This is a genomic window from Wenyingzhuangia gilva, from assembly GCF_030519655.1.
GTDB classification, from domain to species: domain Bacteria; phylum Bacteroidota; class Bacteroidia; order Flavobacteriales; family Flavobacteriaceae; genus Wenyingzhuangia; species Wenyingzhuangia gilva.
The window spans coordinates 1089403-1109486 of sequence record NZ_JAUMIT010000001.1; the positions used below are offsets into that span (position 1 = coordinate 1089403).

Sequence of the window (20084 nt, forward strand, 5' to 3'; positions counted from 1 at the left end):
GTGTTAATTGTATTTTTCAATTTCTGTTTCAATTTCTTTTTTGTTTAAGGGTTTTTCAAAATACTTTAAAATTAATCCATCTTCAATTTTTGCTTCAATTTCAGGAGTGATTTGAAATCCTGAAAGCATATAATATTTTTTTAAAGGATATGCTTCTTTGGCTTTTTTAATAAATTCAACTCCGTTTAAACCTGGCATGCTCATGTCACTTATAATGATTAAAATATCTGGAGTTTCTTCAAGAATTTTAAGTCCTTCGTATCCGTCAGAAGCAATGAATATTTCATATTTATGAGCGAATACAATTTCAAATATCTTTCTGTTTATTAGCTCGTCATCAACATATAGAATTTTAAGTTTGTTATTCATGTCAATCTTATTTTAAAGGTAAGTTTATAGTTACTTTAGTTCCTTTATTAGGTTCTGAGTCAAACTTTAAGGCACCGTTATGTTCGTTAATAATAGAAGTTGATATAGACAAGCCTAGTCCAGTTCCTTGTCCTGGCGGTTTTGTTGTAAAGAAAGGGTCTGATATTTTATGTAAAATATCTTTTTCAATACCATGTCCGTTGTCTTCAATTTCAATAATTATTTCTCTTTCTTTTATTTTAGTGACTACTTCAATTTTTCCATGTCCTGTTATAGATTGTATGGAATTGGAGAGAATGTTAAGGAATACTTGATGTAGTTTACCAGAATTTCCTTGAACCAAAATTGTTACCTCAGAATATTTTTTAATAATATCTACCTTGTGTTTTGAAATACTACTTAGCATTTCAAAACAATTATTTAAAATGGAATGGATATCACAATCTTCATTCATGTTTTCATTGTTACGGCTAAATTGGTTCAGCCCATTCACAATATTTGATATTCTTTTAACGCCAACATTTATACTTTCTAGTAAAATGTTAGTATTCTCGGGATCTAGACTTTGATGATTTTCAAAATAATTAGATAAACCAATTTGGGCACCAATTAAATAATTAAGAGGGTTATTGATTTCATGAGCAACACCAGAAGTTAAAATTCCAAGCGTGGCCATCTTTTCCGATTGAATTAATTGTATTTGTGCTTTTTGAAGACTCTCTAAAGTTTTAGCTAATTCTTGGTTAGAGGATTCAAGTTCTTTGTTTTTTTTGTTGAGTTCTTTAGTCCTGTACTCAACGGTAGATTCTAACTTTTTTTTGTGTTTTTCAAGAGCATCATAAAGTTTCATGTGTTCTAGTTCTGCACTAGCCCTTGAGGCAAAAATCATTAAAATAGATTCGATAGCATAGGTATCTTTAATTTCGTTTTTAAAAAGACAGACCAGAATTCCAGTAGGTTCTTTTTTAGAATCGTATAGAGGCACACCTACATAAGCTTCAATTCCCATGTCAATAAGTAATTGATCGTTAGGGAATAACTCAGGAATGTTTTTTAAATATGAACAAGGATTTTGACCAATAACATTTTGACAAGGTGTATTTTTTAAATCGTATGTAATATTTTCAAGAACTCCTTTTGTATTAACTAAAGATAATGTTTCAACAGAATTATGATTTTCGGATAATTTTCCAATAAATGTATAATCTGCATCAAGTGCTTTGTTTAATTTAAGAACAATTTTTTCAAAAAATTGTTCTCCAAGATTATATACATCATTGGAAACAGTCTCATTAATGAGTTGTAATTGTTTCTTTAATTTAGATAGTTCTTTGTTACTCATGTTAATTACGTTAGGATAATATAATAATCACTTTGTAATTATTAAGAAACTGAAAAGTCTAGGCTTTTACTCTCAATTACTAAAAGTACTAATCTTTTTTTTGATTTTGATTAAAAAAGTAAACCTACCAAATCTTCTACTTTACTTATTTTTACAATTTCGATATTGGTTTCTTTTTGGGAAACTTTGCAGAATTTAGAAATAAATATTTTTTCAAAACCAAGTTTTTCGGCTTCGGTAATTCTTTGCTCTACTCGATTAATTGGTCTAATTTCTCCTGCCAAACCTACTTCGGCAGCAAAGGCATAATTTTGAGGAACAGATTCGTCCTCGTTACTAGATAACACGGCTACAACCACAGCCAAATCAATAGCAGGATCGTCTACAGAAATACCTCCAGTAATGTTTAAGAATACATCTTTTGCTCCCAATCTAAATCCGGCTCTTTTTTCTAAAACCGCTAAAATCATGTTCAACCGTTTTAGGTTGTATCCTGTTGAGGAACGTTGTGGAGTTCCATATACAGCAGTACTCACCAAGGCCTGAACTTCTATCATCAAAGGTCTCATTCCTTCTAAAGTAGCTGCAATAGCAGTTCCACTTAAGTCTTCATCTTTTTTAGAAATTAATATTTCTGATGGATTTTTAACTTCTCTTAAACCGCCAGCTCTCATTTCAAAAATTCCTAATTCTTGCGTAGATCCAAAACGATTTTTTAAAGCTCTTAAAATTCTGTAAGTATGATTTCTATCTCCTTCAAATTGTAAAACAACATCTACCATATGTTCTAAAATTTTAGGACCTGCAATGCTTCCTTCTTTGTTGATGTGACCAATCACCAAAACGGGAGTTCCAGTTTCTTTGGCAAATTTTATCAACTCAGTAGTGGTTTCTTTTATTTGAGAAATAGAACCTGCAGAACTTTCTACATAATCTGTATGTAAAGTCTGAATAGAATCAATCACTAAAATTTCAGGTTGTTCTATTTGAATGGCTTTGAATATTTTTTGCGTATTGGTTTCTGTTAAAATCAAACAATCTTCGTTTAGATTTTGAACACGTTCTGCTCTTAATTTTATTTGTGTTTGACTTTCTTCTCCTGAAACATATAGAACTTTATGTTTCATGCTTAAAGCTACTTGAAGCATTAAAGTAGATTTTCCTATTCCAGGTTCTCCTCCTAACAAAATAATAGAACCTGGTACAATTCCCCCTCCTAAAACATTATTTAATTCGGTACTAACGGCGTTATATCTAACTTCATTCTGAATTTCAATATCTTTCACCTTTAAAGCAATATTGGCTTTTCTTGGAGCAGTATCTATTTTCCAATCTGCTTTTTCTTCTTTGGCAATTACTTCTTCAACAATGGTGTTCCATTCTTTACAAGTGCTACATTGTCCCATCCATTTAGCATGTTGGGTACCACAATTTTGACAAAAGTATGCTGTTTTTGTTTTAGCCATTATTAAGCAGTTTGTAAAGTTTAAAATAAGTAAAAGTTGAAAGAGGTAAATGTAATAAATATTAAGTTTTTCTCAGTACTCAATACTTTGTACTCATTACTTATTTTTATTTAAAATAGGCAAGAATAAAAAAGACAATCCGCCTAAAACAATGACCAAGATGGTTTGTGAGCTCCATGCAATCCATCCAAAGCTAGCTCCTATAGTTTCTGGAATAGCGTATAATAACAAGGCTTGTTGCATTACATATGGGTAGGCTCCAATACCTCCATTAGTGGTGGCAAAGCTAAAAGTTCCCATGATGAAGCAAATTAATATGGCATCTAATCCTAAGTGACTGGTTTCTGGAAATGCAAAAATGACTACATATAACATCAATACGTAAAGGATCCATATTAAAAAAGTGTAAAATATGTAAGTCCATTTTTTCTCCATGGTAAAAAGGGTCTGAATTCCTTCTACCAATCCAATTACAAAAGTTCTTATTTTTACAAAAAAAGGTTTTTTTGATTTTTTGATGGTGCTAAAAAGTAAATAGGCAATTCCTAAAACAGCCAATCCTATACAAGCAAGTAAAATTGGGTTGGGAGGAATTCTATCGATGATTAGTTTTTTAATCAATTCGTATTGAGCAAAAAAAGCCAAAACAATTAAAAGCAAATAAACCACCATATCAGCCAGTCTTTCGGCTACAATGGTTCCGAAAGCTTTTTCAAAAGGAACATCTTCGTATTGATTAATAGTGGCTGCACGAGTAAATTCTCCAGCTCTTGGAATTCCTAAATTCACTAAGTAAGCTACAAAAACGGCCATGGCGTTGTTGTAAAATTTAGGTTCATAACCCAAAGGTTTTAACATGAATTTCCAACGGTAGGCCCTACAAACATGGCTAAGAAAACCTAAAAATAATGAAAGACCTACCCACCAATAATTAGCGTTATAAAAAGAGGATTTTATTTCGTTAAATTCTTCTTCTGAAAATTTAGAAAGTGATAACCAAATTAAAAAAGCACCTAATAAAAGAGGTAATGCCGTTTTTAATGTTTTTTTGGTACTAGCTTTCAATCTTAAGTAAGGGTGTTTGTCTCTTCGTTAGGGAATACAATAGATGGACTAAATTTTTTAGCCTCTTCAAAATCCATCAATCCATAAGAAATAATAATAATAATATCACCCGGAGCAACACGTCTAGCAGCAGGACCGTTTAAGGTAATTTCGCCACTATTTCTTTCTCCAGGAATAATATAAGTATCTAAGCGCTCACCATTGTTTACGTTTACAATAGACACTTTTTCACCTTCAATCATGTTAGCGGCTTCCATTAAAGCTTTATCAATAGTAATACTACCAATATAGTTTAAATCTGCTCCAGTAACTTTGACTCTGTGTATTTTAGATTTTACTACTTCAATTTGCATGGGGCAAAATTAATTATTTATATCTTAATTTACGTTATAACTTTTTATAATTAATTTACAACGCTATGTTGTCTATCAATCTTATTTCTCCTGCAAAAACAGCAATAAAAGCTCTGTGATTTTTGTTTTCATCAAAAACGGTCACTGTTTTTAAATTACTTTCATCAGCAATAGTGAAGTATTCAAGCACTAAATTAGGATGATTTTTAAACTCATTCTCAACCCATTTTTCAATTTCAACAGGTGTAAATGAAGTAATCATTTCTTTTGCTTTGGAAATAGTTTTATAAATAAATGATGCAGAACTTCTGTGCTCGGCTGTCAAACGCATATTTCTAGAACTTCCTGCCAAACCATCATCTTCTCTATCAATTGCACATCCTATAACCTTTACAGGCTGTTTGGTAATTTGTACTAATTTTTTAATAATTTGTAATTGCTGAAAATCTTTTTCTCCAAAATAAGCTTTGTTTGGGGTAATAACGTTAAATAATTTTTTAACAATAGTACCCACCCCATTAAAATGATTGTCTCTAAATTTACCTTCCATTTCTTTGTCTAGGCCTTCAAAATCAAAAACTTCTGCAGCTTCATCTTTGTCGTACATTTCACTCGTTTCAGGAGTAAAAACAATGTCACAATCAACGCTTCTCAGTTTTTCTAAATCTTCCTCAAGAGTTCTTGGATATTTCTCTAAATCAGCAGGGTTGTTAAATTGAGTGGGGTTTACAAAAATACTAACGACTACAATGTCGTTGTCTTTTTTAGCATTATTAATCAATGATAAATGACCTTTGTGTAAAGCTCCCATAGTAGGAACCAAACCAACAGTTAGTCCTTTGGATTTTAGGTCTGTAATATAAGAACTAGCTAATTCTTTGACAGAGAATACTTTCATTCGTTACGTTTACTTTTAAGCAACTGCAAACTTACTATAAATACCTGTATATTGGGTATTTTTTCGTATTTTTGCAAAATTATATTCAATAATTGAATGATTTATGAAGAACAAGAGAGTTTTATACGTTTCTAGCGAGGTGACCCCTTATACACCCTTAACAGAAATGTCAGAAATGTCTTTCGAGGCGGCAAAAAAAGCCCATCACAAGGGCGTACAAACAAGAATTTTTATGCCGAGATTCGGTTTGATTAATGAAAGAAGACATCAATTACACGAAGTAATAAGACTTTCAGGAATGAACTTAATAGTGAATGATATGGACATGCCTTTAATTATAAAGGTAGCTTCTATTCCTAAGGAAAGAATGCAAGTTTATTTTATTGACAACGAAGAGTACTTTAAAAGAAAGGCGACTTTTACAGATGATAAAGATGTGATGTTTGCTGATAATGACGAAAGAGCTATCTTTTTTGCAAAAGGAGTGGTAGAAACCGTTAAAAAATTAAACTGGGCTCCTGATATTATTCACGTACATGGTTGGATGGCATGTTTATTGCCACTGTATCTAAAAGAATATTATAAAGACGATGCCTTGTTTGCCAACACAAAAATTGTGACCTCTGTTTATGATAATGAGTTTGAAGGAACTTTAGATAACGGTTTAGTAAACAAAGTACGTTTTGATGAAATTTCTGATGAAAAATCAAAAGTGTTAGAAAATCCAACATTTGCAAATATTATTAAAAGTGCTATTGACAACTCTGATGCAGTCATCAAAGCAAGTAGATTTGTGAATGATGATTTAGAAGATTATTTAGACGATTTAGAAAAACCATTTTTAGATTATCAAACTGAAGATACCTTTGCAGAAGCATATTTAGAATTTTACACAGAAAAAGTTTTAAACTAAAAGCCATATATGAGACTTTTGAACATTAAAAATTTTAAAACCATAGCAGCTCTTGGTACTATGGTTTTTTTTATGAGTTGTACAAGTGATGTTGTCACTACTACGGGAGGATTAATTGATAACAACAATTTTTTTAAGGATACTATTAATATAGATCCTATATTAAGCACTGTTGAAATTGATACTGTAAGAACAAGCAGATTGGACACCTATCTTTTAGGAGCGTATTCAGATGCTAAATTAGGGACTTTAAAAGCTTCGATTGTTGGGCAAATTGTACCAGAAAGATATCCATTACGAAGAACCTTAAATGATACTTTAAATGCTATTACTACAACAAGTGATGTAGTTGCTGTGTTAGAGCTGCCTTTACCACTAGTCAATAAAACAGGTTCAACAGATGAGTTTGAAATAGCAAATTTAGTAGGAGATGTATCTTCTACTATAGATGTTACGATTTCTACTTTTACCACTTATTTGGAGCAGGTAAATACAGATGCAACATCAAGAATTTATTATTCTGATGGAACTAATAATGCAGGAAGTAAAGAAAATTTAGGGACCGAAACTGTTTTGGGGGTTGAAAATGATATTGCAATTAAATCTACTTATAAGGAAGCTGATTCATTATTATATTCACTAAAGATTAACTTAGATAATATCTATTTTAAAACTAAATTATTAGATAAGCTTGATGAAAAAACAATTGCTAATGATGATGATTTTAAATTACTTTTTAAAGGTTTAAAAATTACTGCTTCAAAAGATGGAGTAGGATATGTAATCCCTTTTGATTTGTCCAAAGCAAGACTAAGAATCAATTATAAAAATACCACAACTGCTACTGATACAATCATAAAAAAAGATAAAGAATTAAGCTTTAAATTTCAAGGAGCTGTTTATGATTTGTACGATCACGATCATGCAAATAGTACTGAGACTGATAAAGTTTATGTTCAAGGAGCGGGTGGTTATGAAACTTCCATAGATATTTCTAGTTTGATCAGTGCAAATAGTGTGGATTCCCAAGCTGAAAATTGGTTAATTAACCAAGCGAAAATAAAAATATATTTAGATGATGTAAAAGATCAGACTTTAAAAAGTTTTTATTTATATGGAATTAAAAATGATGGTAATTTAATTGTTATTGATGATTATGTTACTTTAGGAGTAGGTTCTGTTAATGGAGTTATTGGTTATGAAGATGTAGAGGCTAAAACAGATCCATATATTCAATTCTATATTACAGATTTTATCAAAAAAGCATTGGCTGAAGGAGAGATTGCTGAATTAAGAATAAAGGCTAGAGAGGCTTTAGATAATACAGAGATAAGTTTGACATCAACAACAGCTAAAGGAGCTTTATTATTAAATGATGTAACATCAACAAAAGCACCTAAATTAGAAGTAATTTATTCTAAAATAGTAGACTAATCTTTTTTAGATTTTAAGCATAAAAAACCCCAACTCTAGGTTGGGGTTTTTCTTTTTTATGAATGATTGATCTTACATCATTCCTGGCATACCACCACCCATTGGCATAGATGGAGTATCCTCTTTAATATCAATTAATGTACATGCTGTAGTTAAAATCATTCCTGCAACAGAAGCTGCGTTTTCTAAAGCCACACGAGTTACTTTAGTTGGATCAATAATTCCAGCAGCAAACATTTGAACGTATTCTTCGGTTTTAGCATTGTAACCAAAATCACCAGAACCTTCAATTACTTTAGCTACTACTACAGAACCTTCTCCACCAGCATTACTTACAATTTGTCTTAATGGTTCTTCTATGGCTCTGTTTACAATAGCAACTCCAGTTTTTTCATCACTGTTGTCAGTCTCTATGCTTGCTAAAGCTGCTTTAGCTCTTACAAGCGCAACACCTCCACCAGCAACAATACCTTCTTCTACAGCTGCTCTGGTTGCGTGTAAAGCATCATCAACTCTATCTTTCTTCTCTTTCATTTCAACTTCCGATGCAGCACCTACATATAATACAGCAACTCCACCAGCTAATTTAGCCAAACGCTCCTGTAGTTTTTCTTTGTCGTAGTCAGAAGTAGTTGTTTCTATCTGAGCTTTTATTTGGTTTACTCTTGCTTCAATAGCTTCTGTAGTACCAGCACCGTTAACAATAGTTGTGTTGTCTTTGTCTATAGTAATGTTTTCTGCTGTTCCTAAAGATTCTAAAGTAGCATTTTCTAAAGTTAATCCCATTTCTTCAGAAATAACAGTACCTCCAGTTAAAATAGCAATGTCTTCTAGCATTGCTTTACGTCTATCACCAAATCCTGGAGCTTTTACAGCAGCAATTTTTAAAGCACCACGTAATTTGTTCATTACCAAAGTAGCTAATGCTTCACCATCAACATCTTCAGCAATAATTAATAATGGTTTACCACTTTGAGAAATAGGTTCTAAAATTGGCAACAACTCTTTTAGATTAGATATTTTCTTATCGTATAATAAAATATACGGATTGTCTAATTCAGCCAACATTTTTTCTGAGTTGGTTACAAAGTAAGGAGATAAGTAACCTCTGTCAAATTGCATCCCTTCAACAATATCTACATATGTTTCGGTTCCTTTAGCTTCTTCAACAGTAATTACTCCTTCTTTACCAACTTTTCCAAAAGCTTCAGCAATTAAATCACCAATAGAATTATCGTTATTTGCAGAAATAGCAGCTACTTGTTGTATTTGACTAGAATCAGATCCAACTTCTTTTGATTGCTCTGCCAAACCTGTTACTATAGAAGCTACAGCTTTGTCAATACCTCTTTTTAAGTCTAATGGATTAGCACCAGCAGCTACGTTTTTTAATCCTTCTTGTACAATTGCTTGTGCTAAAACGGTAGCAGTTGTAGTACCATCACCAGCTAAATCGTTGGTTTTAGAAGCTACTTCTTTTACCATTTGAGCTCCCATGTTTTCTAAAGGATCTGATAATTCAATTTCTTTAGCAACAGATACTCCATCTTTAGTAATGTGTGGTCCTCCAAAAGCTTTACCAATAACTACGTTACGTCCTTTTGGTCCTAAAGTTACTTTTACTGCATTTGCCAATGCATCTACTCCACGTTTTAAACCATCACGTGCTTCAATATCAAAAATAATGTCTTTTGCCATAATATTTTGTTTATAAAATGCTTTAAGCTATAAGTTATAGGCTAATTATATGCTTAAAATCAATTTTAGTTTTTGTTTTAAATGATATGTTTTTTTCTTAATCAGATTGATTTTTTTAATCAATTCATCAGCTTCTTCGGAAGTAAGGTAATTTAAGTCTTTAGATAAAATAATTAAATATTCTACTTCTGATGCAGAGCCTAATGCTATAGTTAGAAATCTAGAAAATTCAACATCACTATCTCATCCACAACCTTCAGCAATATTTGTAGGTACAGATACAGCTCCTCTGGTTATTTGTGAGATAATTCCAAATTTTTCATTGTTAGGGAAGTTTTAATCTTACTGTATATTTCTAAAGTAAATTCATGACTTAACTTCCAAATGTCGTATTTTTTAAAATCTCTCATCACATAAAGCGTATTGCCTAGTGCCTAAAGCTATTAAATGATTGCGAAAATATCGCTTTCTCTCATGATTAAATAATCTTTTCCTTCGTAAGCTAATTCAGTTCCTGCATATTTACCATACAAAACGGTATCTCCTACCTTTACAGTAATAGGGTTGTCCTTTGTCCCGTTACCTGCAGCAACCACAGTACCAGTTAAAGGTTTTTCTTTTGCAGAGTCTGGAATTATTAATCCAGAAGCAGTTTTTGTTTCCGCTGGAGCTGGCTCTACCAAAACTCTATCGGCTAATGGTTTAATGTTTATGCTCATATTATTTAATTTATAAAGTTATTACTGATTATTTAACAGTCGAAAAGTGTGCCAATTGAATGAATGGCATAAGTCTAAAAAAAAATGTCATCATGTAGTGACATGATGACATTTTTATAAGGTAAGAATAGTTGTTATTCTGCTTCTTTTGACTCTTCAGCAGGAGCGTTTTCATTGATAATATCCTCAATATCTGCTGCTTTATCATCTACAGGAGCAACTTCGTCTCTTTGTTGAATAGTATTTTGTAATTCAGATTTGCTTGCTTCATCTCTAGGAATTGCTAAACTAGATAGTAAAATTAATGCTAATAAAGTAATAGCTAAAGTCCAAGTTGCTTTGTCTAAAAAGTTATTGGTGCTTTGAACACCACCAATAGTACCTCCAGAACCACCAGTTAATGAAGAAGATAATCCTCCTCCTTTAGGGTTTTGAACTAATACAATTAGGATAAGTAGTATTGCTACTACCATGATTACTATTAACAATAGGTTGTAAGTCATAATTTATTATTTTGTAATATTTTGATTCTTTGTATTTGGTCTGCAAATAAACTACTTTTTTCTGGATATTTCAAACTTAAAATCTTGTATGCTTGAATTGCATTTTCGTATTTTTTTTGAGCAAGGTAAACTTTAGCCAAAGTTTCTGTCATCAACTCATTTGAAATATCTGTATTGGCAGTGGCTACGGTAGCGCTATCAATAGGAATATTTTTCTTAACAGGACTTATTTTTGGGTTGTTATTAATAAACTGGTTGATGATTTTCAGTTTAGGATTAGTAACTTTTTCGTTTGTTTCTTCTTTGTAAGTCTCACGTTTTATGGGGCTAGGAGCAGAAATTTGTAACCATTGACTAAAACTGTGCTTTTCAGAATTGTTAAAAGCAAATGGTTTTGCAATTTGTTGTTCAATATTTTCCTCTATGGTGTTTTCTTCGGTAATTATTTTTTTTGTGATTTGCTCCTTTTGAATAATATTAGATGTTTCTTCCTCAACTTTTCTTTCTTCAATATGAGTGATATAATCAAAAAGTATTTCTCTATTGACCGTGTGTGCAGCTACATTTTTTAAGGCATTGTTGTATTTAAAATGCTGTTGTTGATGATATTTTTTTAATAACAGCATTTTGTTTAATTGAAAATAAGGGAATTTATCAGCAATATTTTCTAGAGTCTCTATACTTAGAGTCTCGATGTTTTTGTTTTTTATTGCTTGTGTAAATTCTTGCATATTTTTACCAGTTGGCTACAGATGCGTTAAAAATATTTTGAGTAATTCTTTCAAAAATTTCCTCATATGCTGCTTCTAAATCGGCTCCTTGTAAAATATCATTAGCAGGATAATCATAAAAGTGACTAAATCTTTTTTCAAAGTTTTTTTTCTCATCAGTTCTGTTATAAAAACGAACATTTACTTCTACGGTTAATCTGTTTTGTGCTGCTGTTTGATCGGCAGTAGCGGTCATAGGAGTAATAGAGTATCTGGTAATTTCTCCTTCAAATTGTAAATCACCACCTGTTTTAACCAAATCCAAATTGGTTTGGGTAATGAAAAAATCTTGCAAAGCCAAAGTAAATGATTGACTTAAACTAGGTTCTACCAAGTTAGCATTGTTGTTAAAAAAATCAACCTGGATGGTTTTTGCATTACCCGTGTCACCTCCTGTAAAACTGTAAATACCACAACTAATTACAGTGAAAAGAGTAGCGAAAACGATAAATTTTGGTAAAAGTTTTTTTAACATAACAAATGGCTTAATGAGCAAATATAACTTATAAATTATATTGTTTTATTTTTCGGTATAAAGTTCTTTCAGAGATTCCTAGTTCTTTAGCAGCTAACTTACGTTTGTTGCTGTTACGCTCTAAAGATTTTTTAATCATTTCTATTTCTTTGTCTTGTAAAGATAAATTTTCATCTTCTTCAACGGTTTCAATGTAGTATTCTTCATTGTCATCTTCTTCAAGATCATCATCATTATGAAAAGAAACTAGGTTTGAGTTGTTACTTATACTAGGGCTTGGAGCAAGAGTTTTGGTAGATGAGGTTTCTAGGAATGCTTCTGATTCCTTTGGTTTGCTACCATGCATAATATTTAAAGTTACTTTCTTTAACTCGTTTAATTCAGCTCTTAAATCATAAATCATTTTTAAAAGACTTGATTTTTCTTCTCCAAAAGAATTGTTGCTTTCATCAATAATCATTGGGAGTGATGAAGGGCTTAAATTAGGTAAATATTGTTTTAGCTTTTGAGCATCAATACTTCTATTTTCTTCTATCACAGATATTTGCTCGGCAAGATTTCTCAATTGACGAATGTTCCCTGGGAAATGATACCTAATTAATAAAGCTACTGCATCATCAGTTAAACGAACTGTTGGCATCTTGTATTTTTGAGCAAAATCTGATGCAAATTTTCGAAACAACAGATGAATGTCTTCGTTTCTGTTTCTTAAAGGAGGGAGCTCTATTTCTATAGTGCTTAATCGGTAGTATAAATCTTCTCTAAACTTTCCTTTTTTAATAGCTTCAGCCATTTTTACATTGGTTGCAGCTACAATTCTAACGTCTGTTTTTTGAACTTCTGAAGAACCAACTTTAATAAATTCACCATTTTCTAATACACGTAACAAACGTACTTGAGTGGTTAAAGGCAATTCACCCACTTCGTCTAAAAAAATGGTTCCACCATCGGCCACTTCAAAATATCCTTTACGAGTATTGGTGGCTCCTGTAAATGCTCCTTTTTCGTGACCAAACAATTCACTGTCAATGGTTCCTTCTGGAATGGCCCCACAGTTTACCGCAATATAGTTGTTGTGTTTTCTTTGCGATAATGAATGAATAATTTTAGGAATACTTTCTTTTCCTACACCACTTTCTCCTGCTACCAATACAGAAATATCTGTAGGAGCTACTCGAGTGGCTTTTTCTATAGATCTATTTAATTTGGGATCGTTTCCTATAATTCCAAAACGCTGTTTAATTACTTGAACAGATTCCATAATTGTTTTTTTTATAGTGAATTATGAATGACTTACATATTCTCCCAACAAAGTTGCTGAAGTACAGTCTGTAATTTTAACTTTTACAAAATCTCCAATTTTTTCATCTCCTTTTGGGAAGACTACTGCATAGTTTTGAGAGTTTCTTGCCATCCAATGTTGATCGGATTTTTTTGAATTTCCTTCTATTAAAACTTCTACTATTTTACCTACATAAGCGTTGGTATTGTTTGCACTTAATTTTCTTTGCAAATCAATTACTTCTTGTAAACGTCTTTTCTTTACTTCTGCGGGTACATCATCTGGGAATTTTTTCTCGGCCAAAGTTCCTGGTCTTTCAGAATAAGAAAACATAAATCCGTAATCATAATTTACATATTCCATTAATGATAAAGTGTCTTTATGTTCTTCCTCAGTTTCTCCACAAAAACCAACAATCATATCTTGAGAAATAGCACAATCCGGTAATAAAGTTCTAATATTATCAATCAACTCCATATATTCTTCACGGGTGTGTTGACGATTCATTCTTTCTAACACAGTGGTGCTTCCAGATTGAACAGGTAGATGTAGGTATCTACAAATGTTTGGATATTTTACCATGGTGTGTAACACATTAATATCCATATCCTGAGGATTATTGGTAAAGAATCTTACCCACATTTCTGGAAAAGTATCAGCAACCATTTTTAATAAGTCAGCAAAACCAACAGCAGTAGCTTTGGCAATGTCGCTTGCTTTGTCAAAATCTTTTTTAAGTCCTCCTCCGTACCAAAGATAACTATCTACATTTTGCCCCAACAACGTAACTTCTTTATATCCTTTTTCTTGTAAATCTTTAATTTCAGAAATAATACTTTGTGGATCTCTACTACGTTCTCTACCACGAGTAAAAGGAACTACGCAGAATGTACACATGTTATCACAACCACGTGTAATGGTTACAAAGGCAGAAACTCCATTAGAGTTTAAACGAACTGGAGAAACATCAGCATAAGTTTCTTCTTTAGATAAAATTACGTTTACAGCATTTCTACCTTCGTTTACTTCTTCCAGTAAATTAGGCAAATCTCTGTAGGCGTCTGGACCTACCACCAAATCCACAATTTTTTCTTCTTCTAAAAATTTAGATTTTAAACGTTCTGCCATACACCCCAAAACTCCAACCTTCATGTTTGGGTTGATTTTTTTAATGGCATTGTATTTTTCTAAACGTTTACGAATCGTTTGTTCTGCTTTTTCACGAATAGAACAAGTATTCACCATTACCAAATCGGCTTCTTCTAAATTTAAAGTGGTATTGTATCCTGTTTCTGATAAGATAGAAGCAACAATTTCACTATCATTCATGTTCATTTGGCAACCATAACTTTCTATGTAAAGTTTTTTGGTATTACCTTCCTTAAAGTCAGTAGAAAGAGGATGCCCTTGTTTGTTTGCATCAATAATCTTTTCTTCTGTTGTAACTCTACTCATTTTTTGTGATTTTCTAAGGATGCAAATTTACAATAAATATTGCGATTTGTGACAAGATGTCATTGCAGATATTATTAAGAAAACCTTAAAATAAGGAATTAAAATTTTCGTTTTAATTTTTCTCCCTACTTTTGTGTGAAATTAGAGATTTTAAAAGGGGTAATTTATTTATGGCGAATAATCTGGTAATAGTAGAGTCACCTGCAAAGGCAAAGACAATAGAGAAGTTTTTAGGAAAGGATTTTCAAGTGGAGTCGAGTTTTGGACACATTGCAGATTTACCGTCTAACGGATTAGGAATTGATGTTGATGGCGATTTTTCTCCAACATATTTAGTTTCTGATGATAAAAAAGCAGTAGTTAAAAAATTAAAATCCTTAGCAAAAAAAGCAGAAACTGTTTGGTTAGCGAGTGATGAGGACCGTGAAGGAGAAGCGATTGCTTGGCATTTAAAAGAGCAACTTAAATTAAATGATAATAATACCAAACGTATTGTATTTCATGAAATTACCAAATCTGCAATTTTAAAAGCGGTAGAAAACCCAAGAAAGATTAATTATAATTTAGTTGATGCACAGCAAGCACGTAGGGTTTTAGATAGAATTGTAGGATATGAGTTATCTCCTGTTTTATGGAGAAAAGTAAAAGCAGGATTGTCTGCTGGTAGAGTACAATCGGTGGCCGTTAGATTGATTGTAGAAAGAGAGCGAAGCATTTTAGAATTTGTAAGCGAAGCAAGTTATAAAGTAGTTGCTGAGTTTTACAATGATGAAGGAAAAAGTTTTAAAGCAACACTGCCAAAGGCTTTTGAAACTAGAGAAAAAGCAGAAGCTTTCTTAAAACAATGTATTGGAGCAGAATTTACCATTGCCGATTTAACTACAAAACCAGCAAAAAAATCTCCAGCAGCACCTTTTACCACCTCAACATTACAACAAGAAGCAGCAAGAAAATTAGGGTTTTCAGTATCAAAAACCATGACTGTTGCACAACGTTTATACGAGGCAGGGATTATTACTTACATGAGAACGGATAGCGTAAATTTATCTGATGAAGCAAAAAAAGCTGCAGCGGATGAAATTACAGTTTCTTATGGAGCAGAATTTAGCAAGCCCAGAAATTACAATAATAAATCTAAAGGAGCACAAGAAGCACACGAGGCGATTCGCCCTACTGATATGACTCGCCATGAAATTAATGAGGAATACGATCAAAATAGATTGTATGATTTGATTTGGAAAAGAACCTTAGCTTCTCAAATGAGTGATGCTCAATTAGAACGTACCAATGTAAGAATTGAGAACAATAAAAATTCAAAAATTTTCACTGCAAATGGTGAAATGATCAAGTTTGAAGGATTCTTAAAAGTATATTTAGAAGGAAACGATAATGAGGATGAAGAGCAAGATGGAATGTTACCACGTTTAACTGTTGGTGATGTTTTAGAACATGAATATATTACCGCTACACAGCGTTTTACCAAGGCACCTTATCGATTTACAGAAGCTTCTTTGGTAAAACAATTAGAGGAATTAGGAATTGGTAGACCTTCTACTTATGCACCAACCATTTCTACGGTTTTACGTAGAGGTTATGTAGAAAAAGGAACAATTGAAGGAGAAGAAAGAGCTTATGAGCAGTTTGTTTTAAAAAATGATAAAGTAGCGTCAAAAACATTAACGGAAAAAGTAGGTTCCGATAAAGGAAAATTGGTGCCAACGGATATTGGAAATATTGTAAACGACTTTTTAGTAGCACATTTCGAAAAAATTCTTGATTACGGATTTACGGCAAAAGTAGAAGCACAATTTGATGAAATTGCAGAAGGAAACGAAGAGTGGATTGGAATGATTAAAGAATTCTATCAAGGATTCCATACCAATGTAAAAGATGTTGCAGAAAATGCTGAAAGAGAAAGTGGCGAACGTATTTTAGGAAAACATCCAGAGTCTGGAAAAACAGTCTTAGTTCGTTTGGGTAAATTTGGTCCTTTGGCACAAATTGGTGGACCAGATGATGAAGAAAAGGAATTTGCTAGTTTGTTAAAAGAGCAAAATCTTGGAACGGTTACTTTAGAAGAAGTATTAGATTTGTTTTTATTGCCTAAAAATTTAGGAGAATATAAAGGAGAAGAAGCTGTAGTTTCTAATGGACGTTTTGGACCTTATATCAAATATGGAGACATGTATGTTTCTTTAGACAGAGGAGAAGACCCAATGTCTGTGGATTATGATAGAGCAGTTGAGTTAATCGAGGCAAAAATAAAAGCAGATGCTCCTATTGCGGAGTATGAAAATTTACCTGTACAAAAAGGAGTAGGTCGTTTTGGGCCTTTTATCAAATGGAATAATATTTTTATCAACGTAAATAAAAAATACGATTTTGATAATTTATCTTATGATGATATTGTTGAATTAATTGAGGTTAAGAAACAAAAAGAGATTGATAAAGTTGTTCATAACTGGGAAGAAGAAGGGATTAGAGTAGAGAAAGCACGTTGGGGAAGACACAATATTATCAAAGGAAAAACAAAAATTGAACTTGCTAAGACAATAGATGCCCCTGCTCTTACGTTAGAAGAGGTAAAGGACATCATTGAAAAAAATGCTCCTAAAAAGAAACCAAGAGCAAAAAAAGCACCTGCTAAAAAACCAGCAGCTAAAAAAACGACTAAGAAAAAATAGTATTTCATAAAGTTATGATTCAAGATTTTTTTACTCCAATATCAGCGGAAGTACTTTCTGATGAAAAAACTTCTAAAGAGATGTTGGGTGGTCAATTAGTAAAGCATACGGTAGTATTGGGTTTTCCTGATTTGGAAAATGTGAATTTAGCTTTTTTTGATGTTAGAGAAGAAAGGGGTGCCGTTGGTAATGAGGGAACGGGAATAGGAGCAGATGAAATACGTAAGCAGTTATATCAATTATATGCTGGGAATTGGGATGTTTCAATAGCAGATTTGGGAACCATTCAACCAGGAAACAATATAAAAGATACTTATTTTGCAGTTCAAGAAACCGTAGCTTTTTTATTAAAAAATAATGTATTACCCATTATTATTGGTGGGGGACAAGATTTAGTTTATGCCAATTATAGAGGTTATAATCAATTAGATCAAGCAGTGAATTTGGCTGTGGCAAGTCCAAAATTTAGTTTTGGAAATGTTGAAGATGATTTAAATTCAAACTCATATTTAAGTAAAATTATTTTAGAGCAGCCTTGTAATTTGTTTAATTATGCCAATTTAGGTTATCAAACTTATTACAATTCACAAGAAGAAATTTCTTTGATAGAGAGTTTAAGTTTTGAAGCCTATAGGGTAGGAGCTTTAAAAAATATTGCCATTGTAGAGCCTGTGATGAGAGATGCTGATATTGTTGCTATTGACATGGGAGTGGTAAGATGTGGAGAAGCACCAGCAAATGGAAATGCAAATCCAAATGGATTGTATGGTGATGATCTTTGTGCCATTGCAAGATATGCTGGGATTAGCGATAAAGTAACTTCGTTCGGGATTTATGAGTTTAATAAATTATTTGATGTAAATCATCAAACAAGTAAGTTAATTTCTCAGGTAATTTGGTATTTTATAGAAGGATACTCTTTAAGAACCAATGATTATCCATACGGATCAAAAGATAGTTATTTAAAATATTTGGTTCCGTTTGAAAATGAAGTGATTAGTTTTTATCAAAGTGATAAAAGTCAAAGATGGTGGATGCAGGTAGATATTCCTACCCAATCTAAATATAAAAGACATGTTTTGGTTCCTTGCTCTTATGAAGATTATTTAAATACAATAGAGCAAAAAGTACCAGAAAGATGGTTTAATGTTCATAGAAAAATATCATAAGTTTACAACGAAAGAATATGACATCCTCTTTCATTGTTGATTTAGATTTTTTTTCTAAGTTTACGCAATTCTATAAAATAGATACAACAAGATAATATGAAAAAAATACTGTTCTTATCCTTGGTATACATTACTCTAGTAAGTTGTAGTGGATTTGGAGATAAAGGAGAACTTGTAGGAGCAACATCTGAAAATCCGTGGTTTGCCGAAAAGCCTTTTGGAATGGTATTAGTACCAGGAGGTTCTTTTACAATGGGAAAAACAGAAGAAAATAGATGGGGTGGATTTGAAATGCCTCCTAGAAGTGTTGCTGTAAAAGAGTTTTTTATGGATGATACTGAAATAACCAACAGTGAATATAAAGAATTTGTTTACTGGGTAAGGGACTCTATCGTAAGATCTGAATTAGCTAATTACGCAGAAGGTTTTTCTGGTTCAGGTGATAAATCAGATTTTGGAATAGCAGATTATAAGTATTTAGATGCTGATGCTACTGCCGATCCAGAAAAATATACACCTTATCAAAATTATATGTTAAAAACATATGGTGTGATAAAGCAAAATCACAAAGGAACTTTACCGCTAAATTGGAAAGTGCCATTGTATTGGAGAACAGATGAGTATCCTGATGAAGGATACGCAGAAGTGATGGATCAGTTGTATTTACCTCAAGAAGATGTTGGGGATATGAAAGTGTTTGATGTTAAATTATTAAAATACTCATATGTAGCAAACACCAAACAAAACAAATCAAATATTGGCCAAAAAAATAATTATGCAGAAGTAGATATCAATGTTTACCCAGACACAACGGTGTGGGCTAAAGATTTTGAATACTCTCATAATGACGTAATGGTAGACAATTATTTTTGGCATGCTGCTTTTGAGGAATATCCGGTAGTAGGAGTTTCTTGGAACCAGGCAAAAGCATTTTGTAATTGGAGAACTAAAAAGAAAGATGATTTCTTAAGATCAATTGGATCTGGAGTTCAGATTCCAGATTTTAGACTGCCTACAGAAGCCGAATGGGAATTTGCTGCTCGAGGTGGAATTGAAAATGGAAAATTTCCATGGGGAGGCCCTTATGTTACAGACAGAAGCGGGTATTACTTAGCCAATTTTAAACCTAAAAGAAATAATTTTGCTGCAGATGGATTTACGTACACTGTAGAAGCAAGATCATTTAAAGCAAATGATTATGGTTTATATAATATGGCAGGAAATGTTTCTGAATGGACATCTACAGCATATAACACTACCGCTGCTTATATTACAAGTTCTTTAAACGCGGATATTGATGATCCTGCAAACAAAAGAAAAGTTATCAGAGGAGGTTCTTGGAAAGATATAGCCTATTTTTTAGAAGTAAGCACAAGAGATTATGAATATGCAGATTCTGCAAAAAGTTATATAGGGTTTAGAACCGTACAGGATTACTTAGGTGATGCCAAATGGGGGGGACTTGAATATTAAACAATCTAACAAAGAA

General features: G+C 32.3%; 18 protein-coding genes and 1 pseudogene. 5 read left to right on the plus strand and 14 right to left on the minus strand.

Annotation, left to right across the window (positions count from 1 at the left end):
* Positions 1–3: 3 nt before the first annotated feature.
* The 6 genes from QVZ41_RS04915 to panC form a co-directional block, all read right to left on the minus strand.
* Positions 4–369 carry a response regulator gene (locus tag QVZ41_RS04915; protein ID WP_302883430.1) on the minus strand — a complete coding sequence of 122 codons (366 nt, stop codon included), beginning with the start codon at positions 367–369 and terminating at the stop codon, positions 4–6.
* 7 nt (positions 370–376) lie between these two features.
* The gene (locus QVZ41_RS04920; protein WP_302883431.1) at positions 377–1711 is read right to left on the minus strand and encodes an ATP-binding protein; all 1335 of its coding nucleotides are present in this window, start codon (positions 1709–1711) and stop codon (positions 377–379) included.
* 110 nt (positions 1712–1821) lie between these two features.
* On the minus strand, positions 1822–3177 hold the full coding sequence (gene radA / locus QVZ41_RS04925) for a DNA repair protein RadA (protein ID WP_302883432.1): 1356 nt from the start codon (positions 3175–3177) through the stop codon (positions 1822–1824).
* Between the two features lie 96 nt (positions 3178–3273).
* On the minus strand, positions 3274–4242 hold the full coding sequence (locus tag QVZ41_RS04930) for a lysylphosphatidylglycerol synthase transmembrane domain-containing protein (protein ID WP_302883433.1): 969 nt from the start codon (positions 4240–4242) through the stop codon (positions 3274–3276).
* Positions 4243–4244: 2 nt separating this feature from the next.
* Entirely contained in the window at positions 4245–4595 is a 351-nt protein-coding gene (gene panD / locus QVZ41_RS04935; protein ID WP_302883434.1) for an aspartate 1-decarboxylase, read from the minus strand.
* Between the two features lie 55 nt (positions 4596–4650).
* Complete coding sequence (gene panC / locus QVZ41_RS04940; protein WP_302883435.1) at positions 4651–5493, minus strand: pantoate--beta-alanine ligase; 843 nt, start codon at positions 5491–5493, stop codon at positions 4651–4653.
* A 103-nt stretch (positions 5494–5596) separates the two neighbouring features.
* Between panC and QVZ41_RS04945 the strand changes: the two genes are divergently transcribed.
* Positions 5597–6406, plus strand: coding sequence for a glycogen/starch synthase (locus QVZ41_RS04945; protein WP_302883436.1), 810 nt, complete (start codon positions 5597–5599; stop codon positions 6404–6406).
* 9 nt (positions 6407–6415) lie between these two features.
* Positions 6416–7840, plus strand: a complete 1425-nt coding sequence (locus tag QVZ41_RS04950) for a DUF4270 family protein (protein WP_302883437.1) — start codon at positions 6416–6418, stop codon at positions 7838–7840.
* A 72-nt stretch (positions 7841–7912) separates the two neighbouring features.
* On the opposite strand, the gene groL is transcribed toward QVZ41_RS04950, so the two are convergent.
* The 8 genes and pseudogenes from groL to miaB form a co-directional block, all read right to left on the minus strand.
* Complete coding sequence (gene groL, locus QVZ41_RS04955; protein WP_302883438.1) at positions 7913–9538, minus strand: chaperonin GroEL; 1626 nt, start codon at positions 9536–9538, stop codon at positions 7913–7915.
* Positions 9539–9583: 45 nt separating this feature from the next.
* A pseudogene (locus QVZ41_RS04960) lies at positions 9584–9847 on the minus strand (four helix bundle protein).
* A gap of 134 nt (positions 9848–9981) precedes the next feature.
* Positions 9982–10257, minus strand: a complete 276-nt coding sequence (locus QVZ41_RS04965; protein WP_302883439.1) for a co-chaperone GroES — start codon at positions 10255–10257, stop codon at positions 9982–9984.
* A gap of 134 nt (positions 10258–10391) precedes the next feature.
* Positions 10392–10760 (minus strand): preprotein translocase subunit SecG, encoded by a 369-nt coding sequence (gene secG, locus QVZ41_RS04970; RefSeq protein WP_302883440.1) that lies wholly within the window; start codon positions 10758–10760, stop codon positions 10392–10394.
* A complete protein-coding gene (locus QVZ41_RS04975; RefSeq protein WP_302883441.1) occupies positions 10757–11491 on the minus strand; it encodes a hypothetical protein in 735 nt (244 codons plus the stop codon). The genes secG and QVZ41_RS04975 overlap by 4 nt, the downstream gene beginning before the upstream one ends.
* Before the next feature lie 4 nt (positions 11492–11495).
* Positions 11496–12005, minus strand: coding sequence for an LptE family protein (locus QVZ41_RS04980; protein WP_302883442.1), 510 nt, complete (start codon positions 12003–12005; stop codon positions 11496–11498).
* Between the two features lie 28 nt (positions 12006–12033).
* The gene (locus QVZ41_RS04985) at positions 12034–13266 is read right to left on the minus strand and encodes a sigma-54 interaction domain-containing protein (RefSeq protein ID WP_302883443.1); all 1233 of its coding nucleotides are present in this window, start codon (positions 13264–13266) and stop codon (positions 12034–12036) included.
* Positions 13267–13287: 21 nt separating this feature from the next.
* Positions 13288–14742 carry a tRNA (N6-isopentenyl adenosine(37)-C2)-methylthiotransferase MiaB gene (gene miaB / locus QVZ41_RS04990; protein ID WP_302883444.1) on the minus strand — a complete coding sequence of 485 codons (1455 nt, stop codon included), beginning with the start codon at positions 14740–14742 and terminating at the stop codon, positions 13288–13290.
* A gap of 170 nt (positions 14743–14912) precedes the next feature.
* On the opposite strand from miaB, the gene topA reads away from it, so the two are divergent.
* The 3 genes from topA to porK all read left to right on the plus strand — a co-directional run bounded on the left by topA (position 14913) and on the right by porK (position 20068).
* Complete coding sequence (topA, locus tag QVZ41_RS04995) at positions 14913–17426, plus strand: type I DNA topoisomerase (protein WP_302883445.1); 2514 nt, start codon at positions 14913–14915, stop codon at positions 17424–17426.
* Positions 17427–17440: 14 nt separating this feature from the next.
* Positions 17441–18595 (plus strand): formimidoylglutamase, encoded by a 1155-nt coding sequence (locus tag QVZ41_RS05000; protein ID WP_302883446.1) that lies wholly within the window; start codon positions 17441–17443, stop codon positions 18593–18595.
* Positions 18596–18691: 96 nt separating this feature from the next.
* Positions 18692–20068 (plus strand): T9SS ring complex lipoprotein PorK/GldK, encoded by a 1377-nt coding sequence (gene porK, locus QVZ41_RS05005; protein ID WP_302883447.1) that lies wholly within the window; start codon positions 18692–18694, stop codon positions 20066–20068.
* Positions 20069–20084: the final 16 nt, after the last annotated feature.

What these genes read in the sequence shown, in the direction of transcription:
- QVZ41_RS04915 (WP_302883430.1), bottom strand. Translation starts at nt 369, where the DNA reads ATGAATAACAAACTTAAAATTCTATATGTTGATGACGAGCTAATAAAC.
- QVZ41_RS04920 (WP_302883431.1), bottom strand. Translation starts at nt 1,711, where the DNA reads ATGAGTAACAAAGAACTATCTAAATTAAAGAAACAATTACAACTCATT.
- radA (WP_302883432.1), bottom strand. Translation starts at nt 3,177, where the DNA reads ATGGCTAAAACAAAAACAGCATACTTTTGTCAAAATTGTGGTACCCAA.
- panD (WP_302883434.1), bottom strand. Translation starts at nt 4,595, where the DNA reads ATGCAAATTGAAGTAGTAAAATCTAAAATACACAGAGTCAAAGTTACT.
- panC (WP_302883435.1), bottom strand. Translation starts at nt 5,493, where the DNA reads ATGAAAGTATTCTCTGTCAAAGAATTAGCTAGTTCTTATATTACAGAC.
- QVZ41_RS04945 (WP_302883436.1), top strand. Translation starts at nt 5,597, where the DNA reads ATGAAGAACAAGAGAGTTTTATACGTTTCTAGCGAGGTGACCCCTTAT.
- QVZ41_RS04950 (WP_302883437.1), top strand. Translation starts at nt 6,416, where the DNA reads ATGAGACTTTTGAACATTAAAAATTTTAAAACCATAGCAGCTCTTGGT.
- groL (WP_302883438.1), bottom strand. Translation starts at nt 9,538, where the DNA reads ATGGCAAAAGACATTATTTTTGATATTGAAGCACGTGATGGTTTAAAA.
- QVZ41_RS04965 (WP_302883439.1), bottom strand. Translation starts at nt 10,257, where the DNA reads ATGAGCATAAACATTAAACCATTAGCCGATAGAGTTTTGGTAGAGCCA.
- secG (WP_302883440.1), bottom strand. Translation starts at nt 10,760, where the DNA reads ATGACTTACAACCTATTGTTAATAGTAATCATGGTAGTAGCAATACTA.
- QVZ41_RS04975 (WP_302883441.1), bottom strand. Translation starts at nt 11,491, where the DNA reads ATGCAAGAATTTACACAAGCAATAAAAAACAAAAACATCGAGACTCTA.
- QVZ41_RS04980 (WP_302883442.1), bottom strand. Translation starts at nt 12,005, where the DNA reads ATGTTAAAAAAACTTTTACCAAAATTTATCGTTTTCGCTACTCTTTTC.
- QVZ41_RS04985 (WP_302883443.1), bottom strand. Translation starts at nt 13,266, where the DNA reads ATGGAATCTGTTCAAGTAATTAAACAGCGTTTTGGAATTATAGGAAAC.
- miaB (WP_302883444.1), bottom strand. Translation starts at nt 14,742, where the DNA reads ATGAGTAGAGTTACAACAGAAGAAAAGATTATTGATGCAAACAAACAA.
- topA (WP_302883445.1), top strand. Translation starts at nt 14,913, where the DNA reads ATGGCGAATAATCTGGTAATAGTAGAGTCACCTGCAAAGGCAAAGACA.
- QVZ41_RS05000 (WP_302883446.1), top strand. Translation starts at nt 17,441, where the DNA reads ATGATTCAAGATTTTTTTACTCCAATATCAGCGGAAGTACTTTCTGAT.
- porK (WP_302883447.1), top strand. Translation starts at nt 18,692, where the DNA reads ATGAAAAAAATACTGTTCTTATCCTTGGTATACATTACTCTAGTAAGT.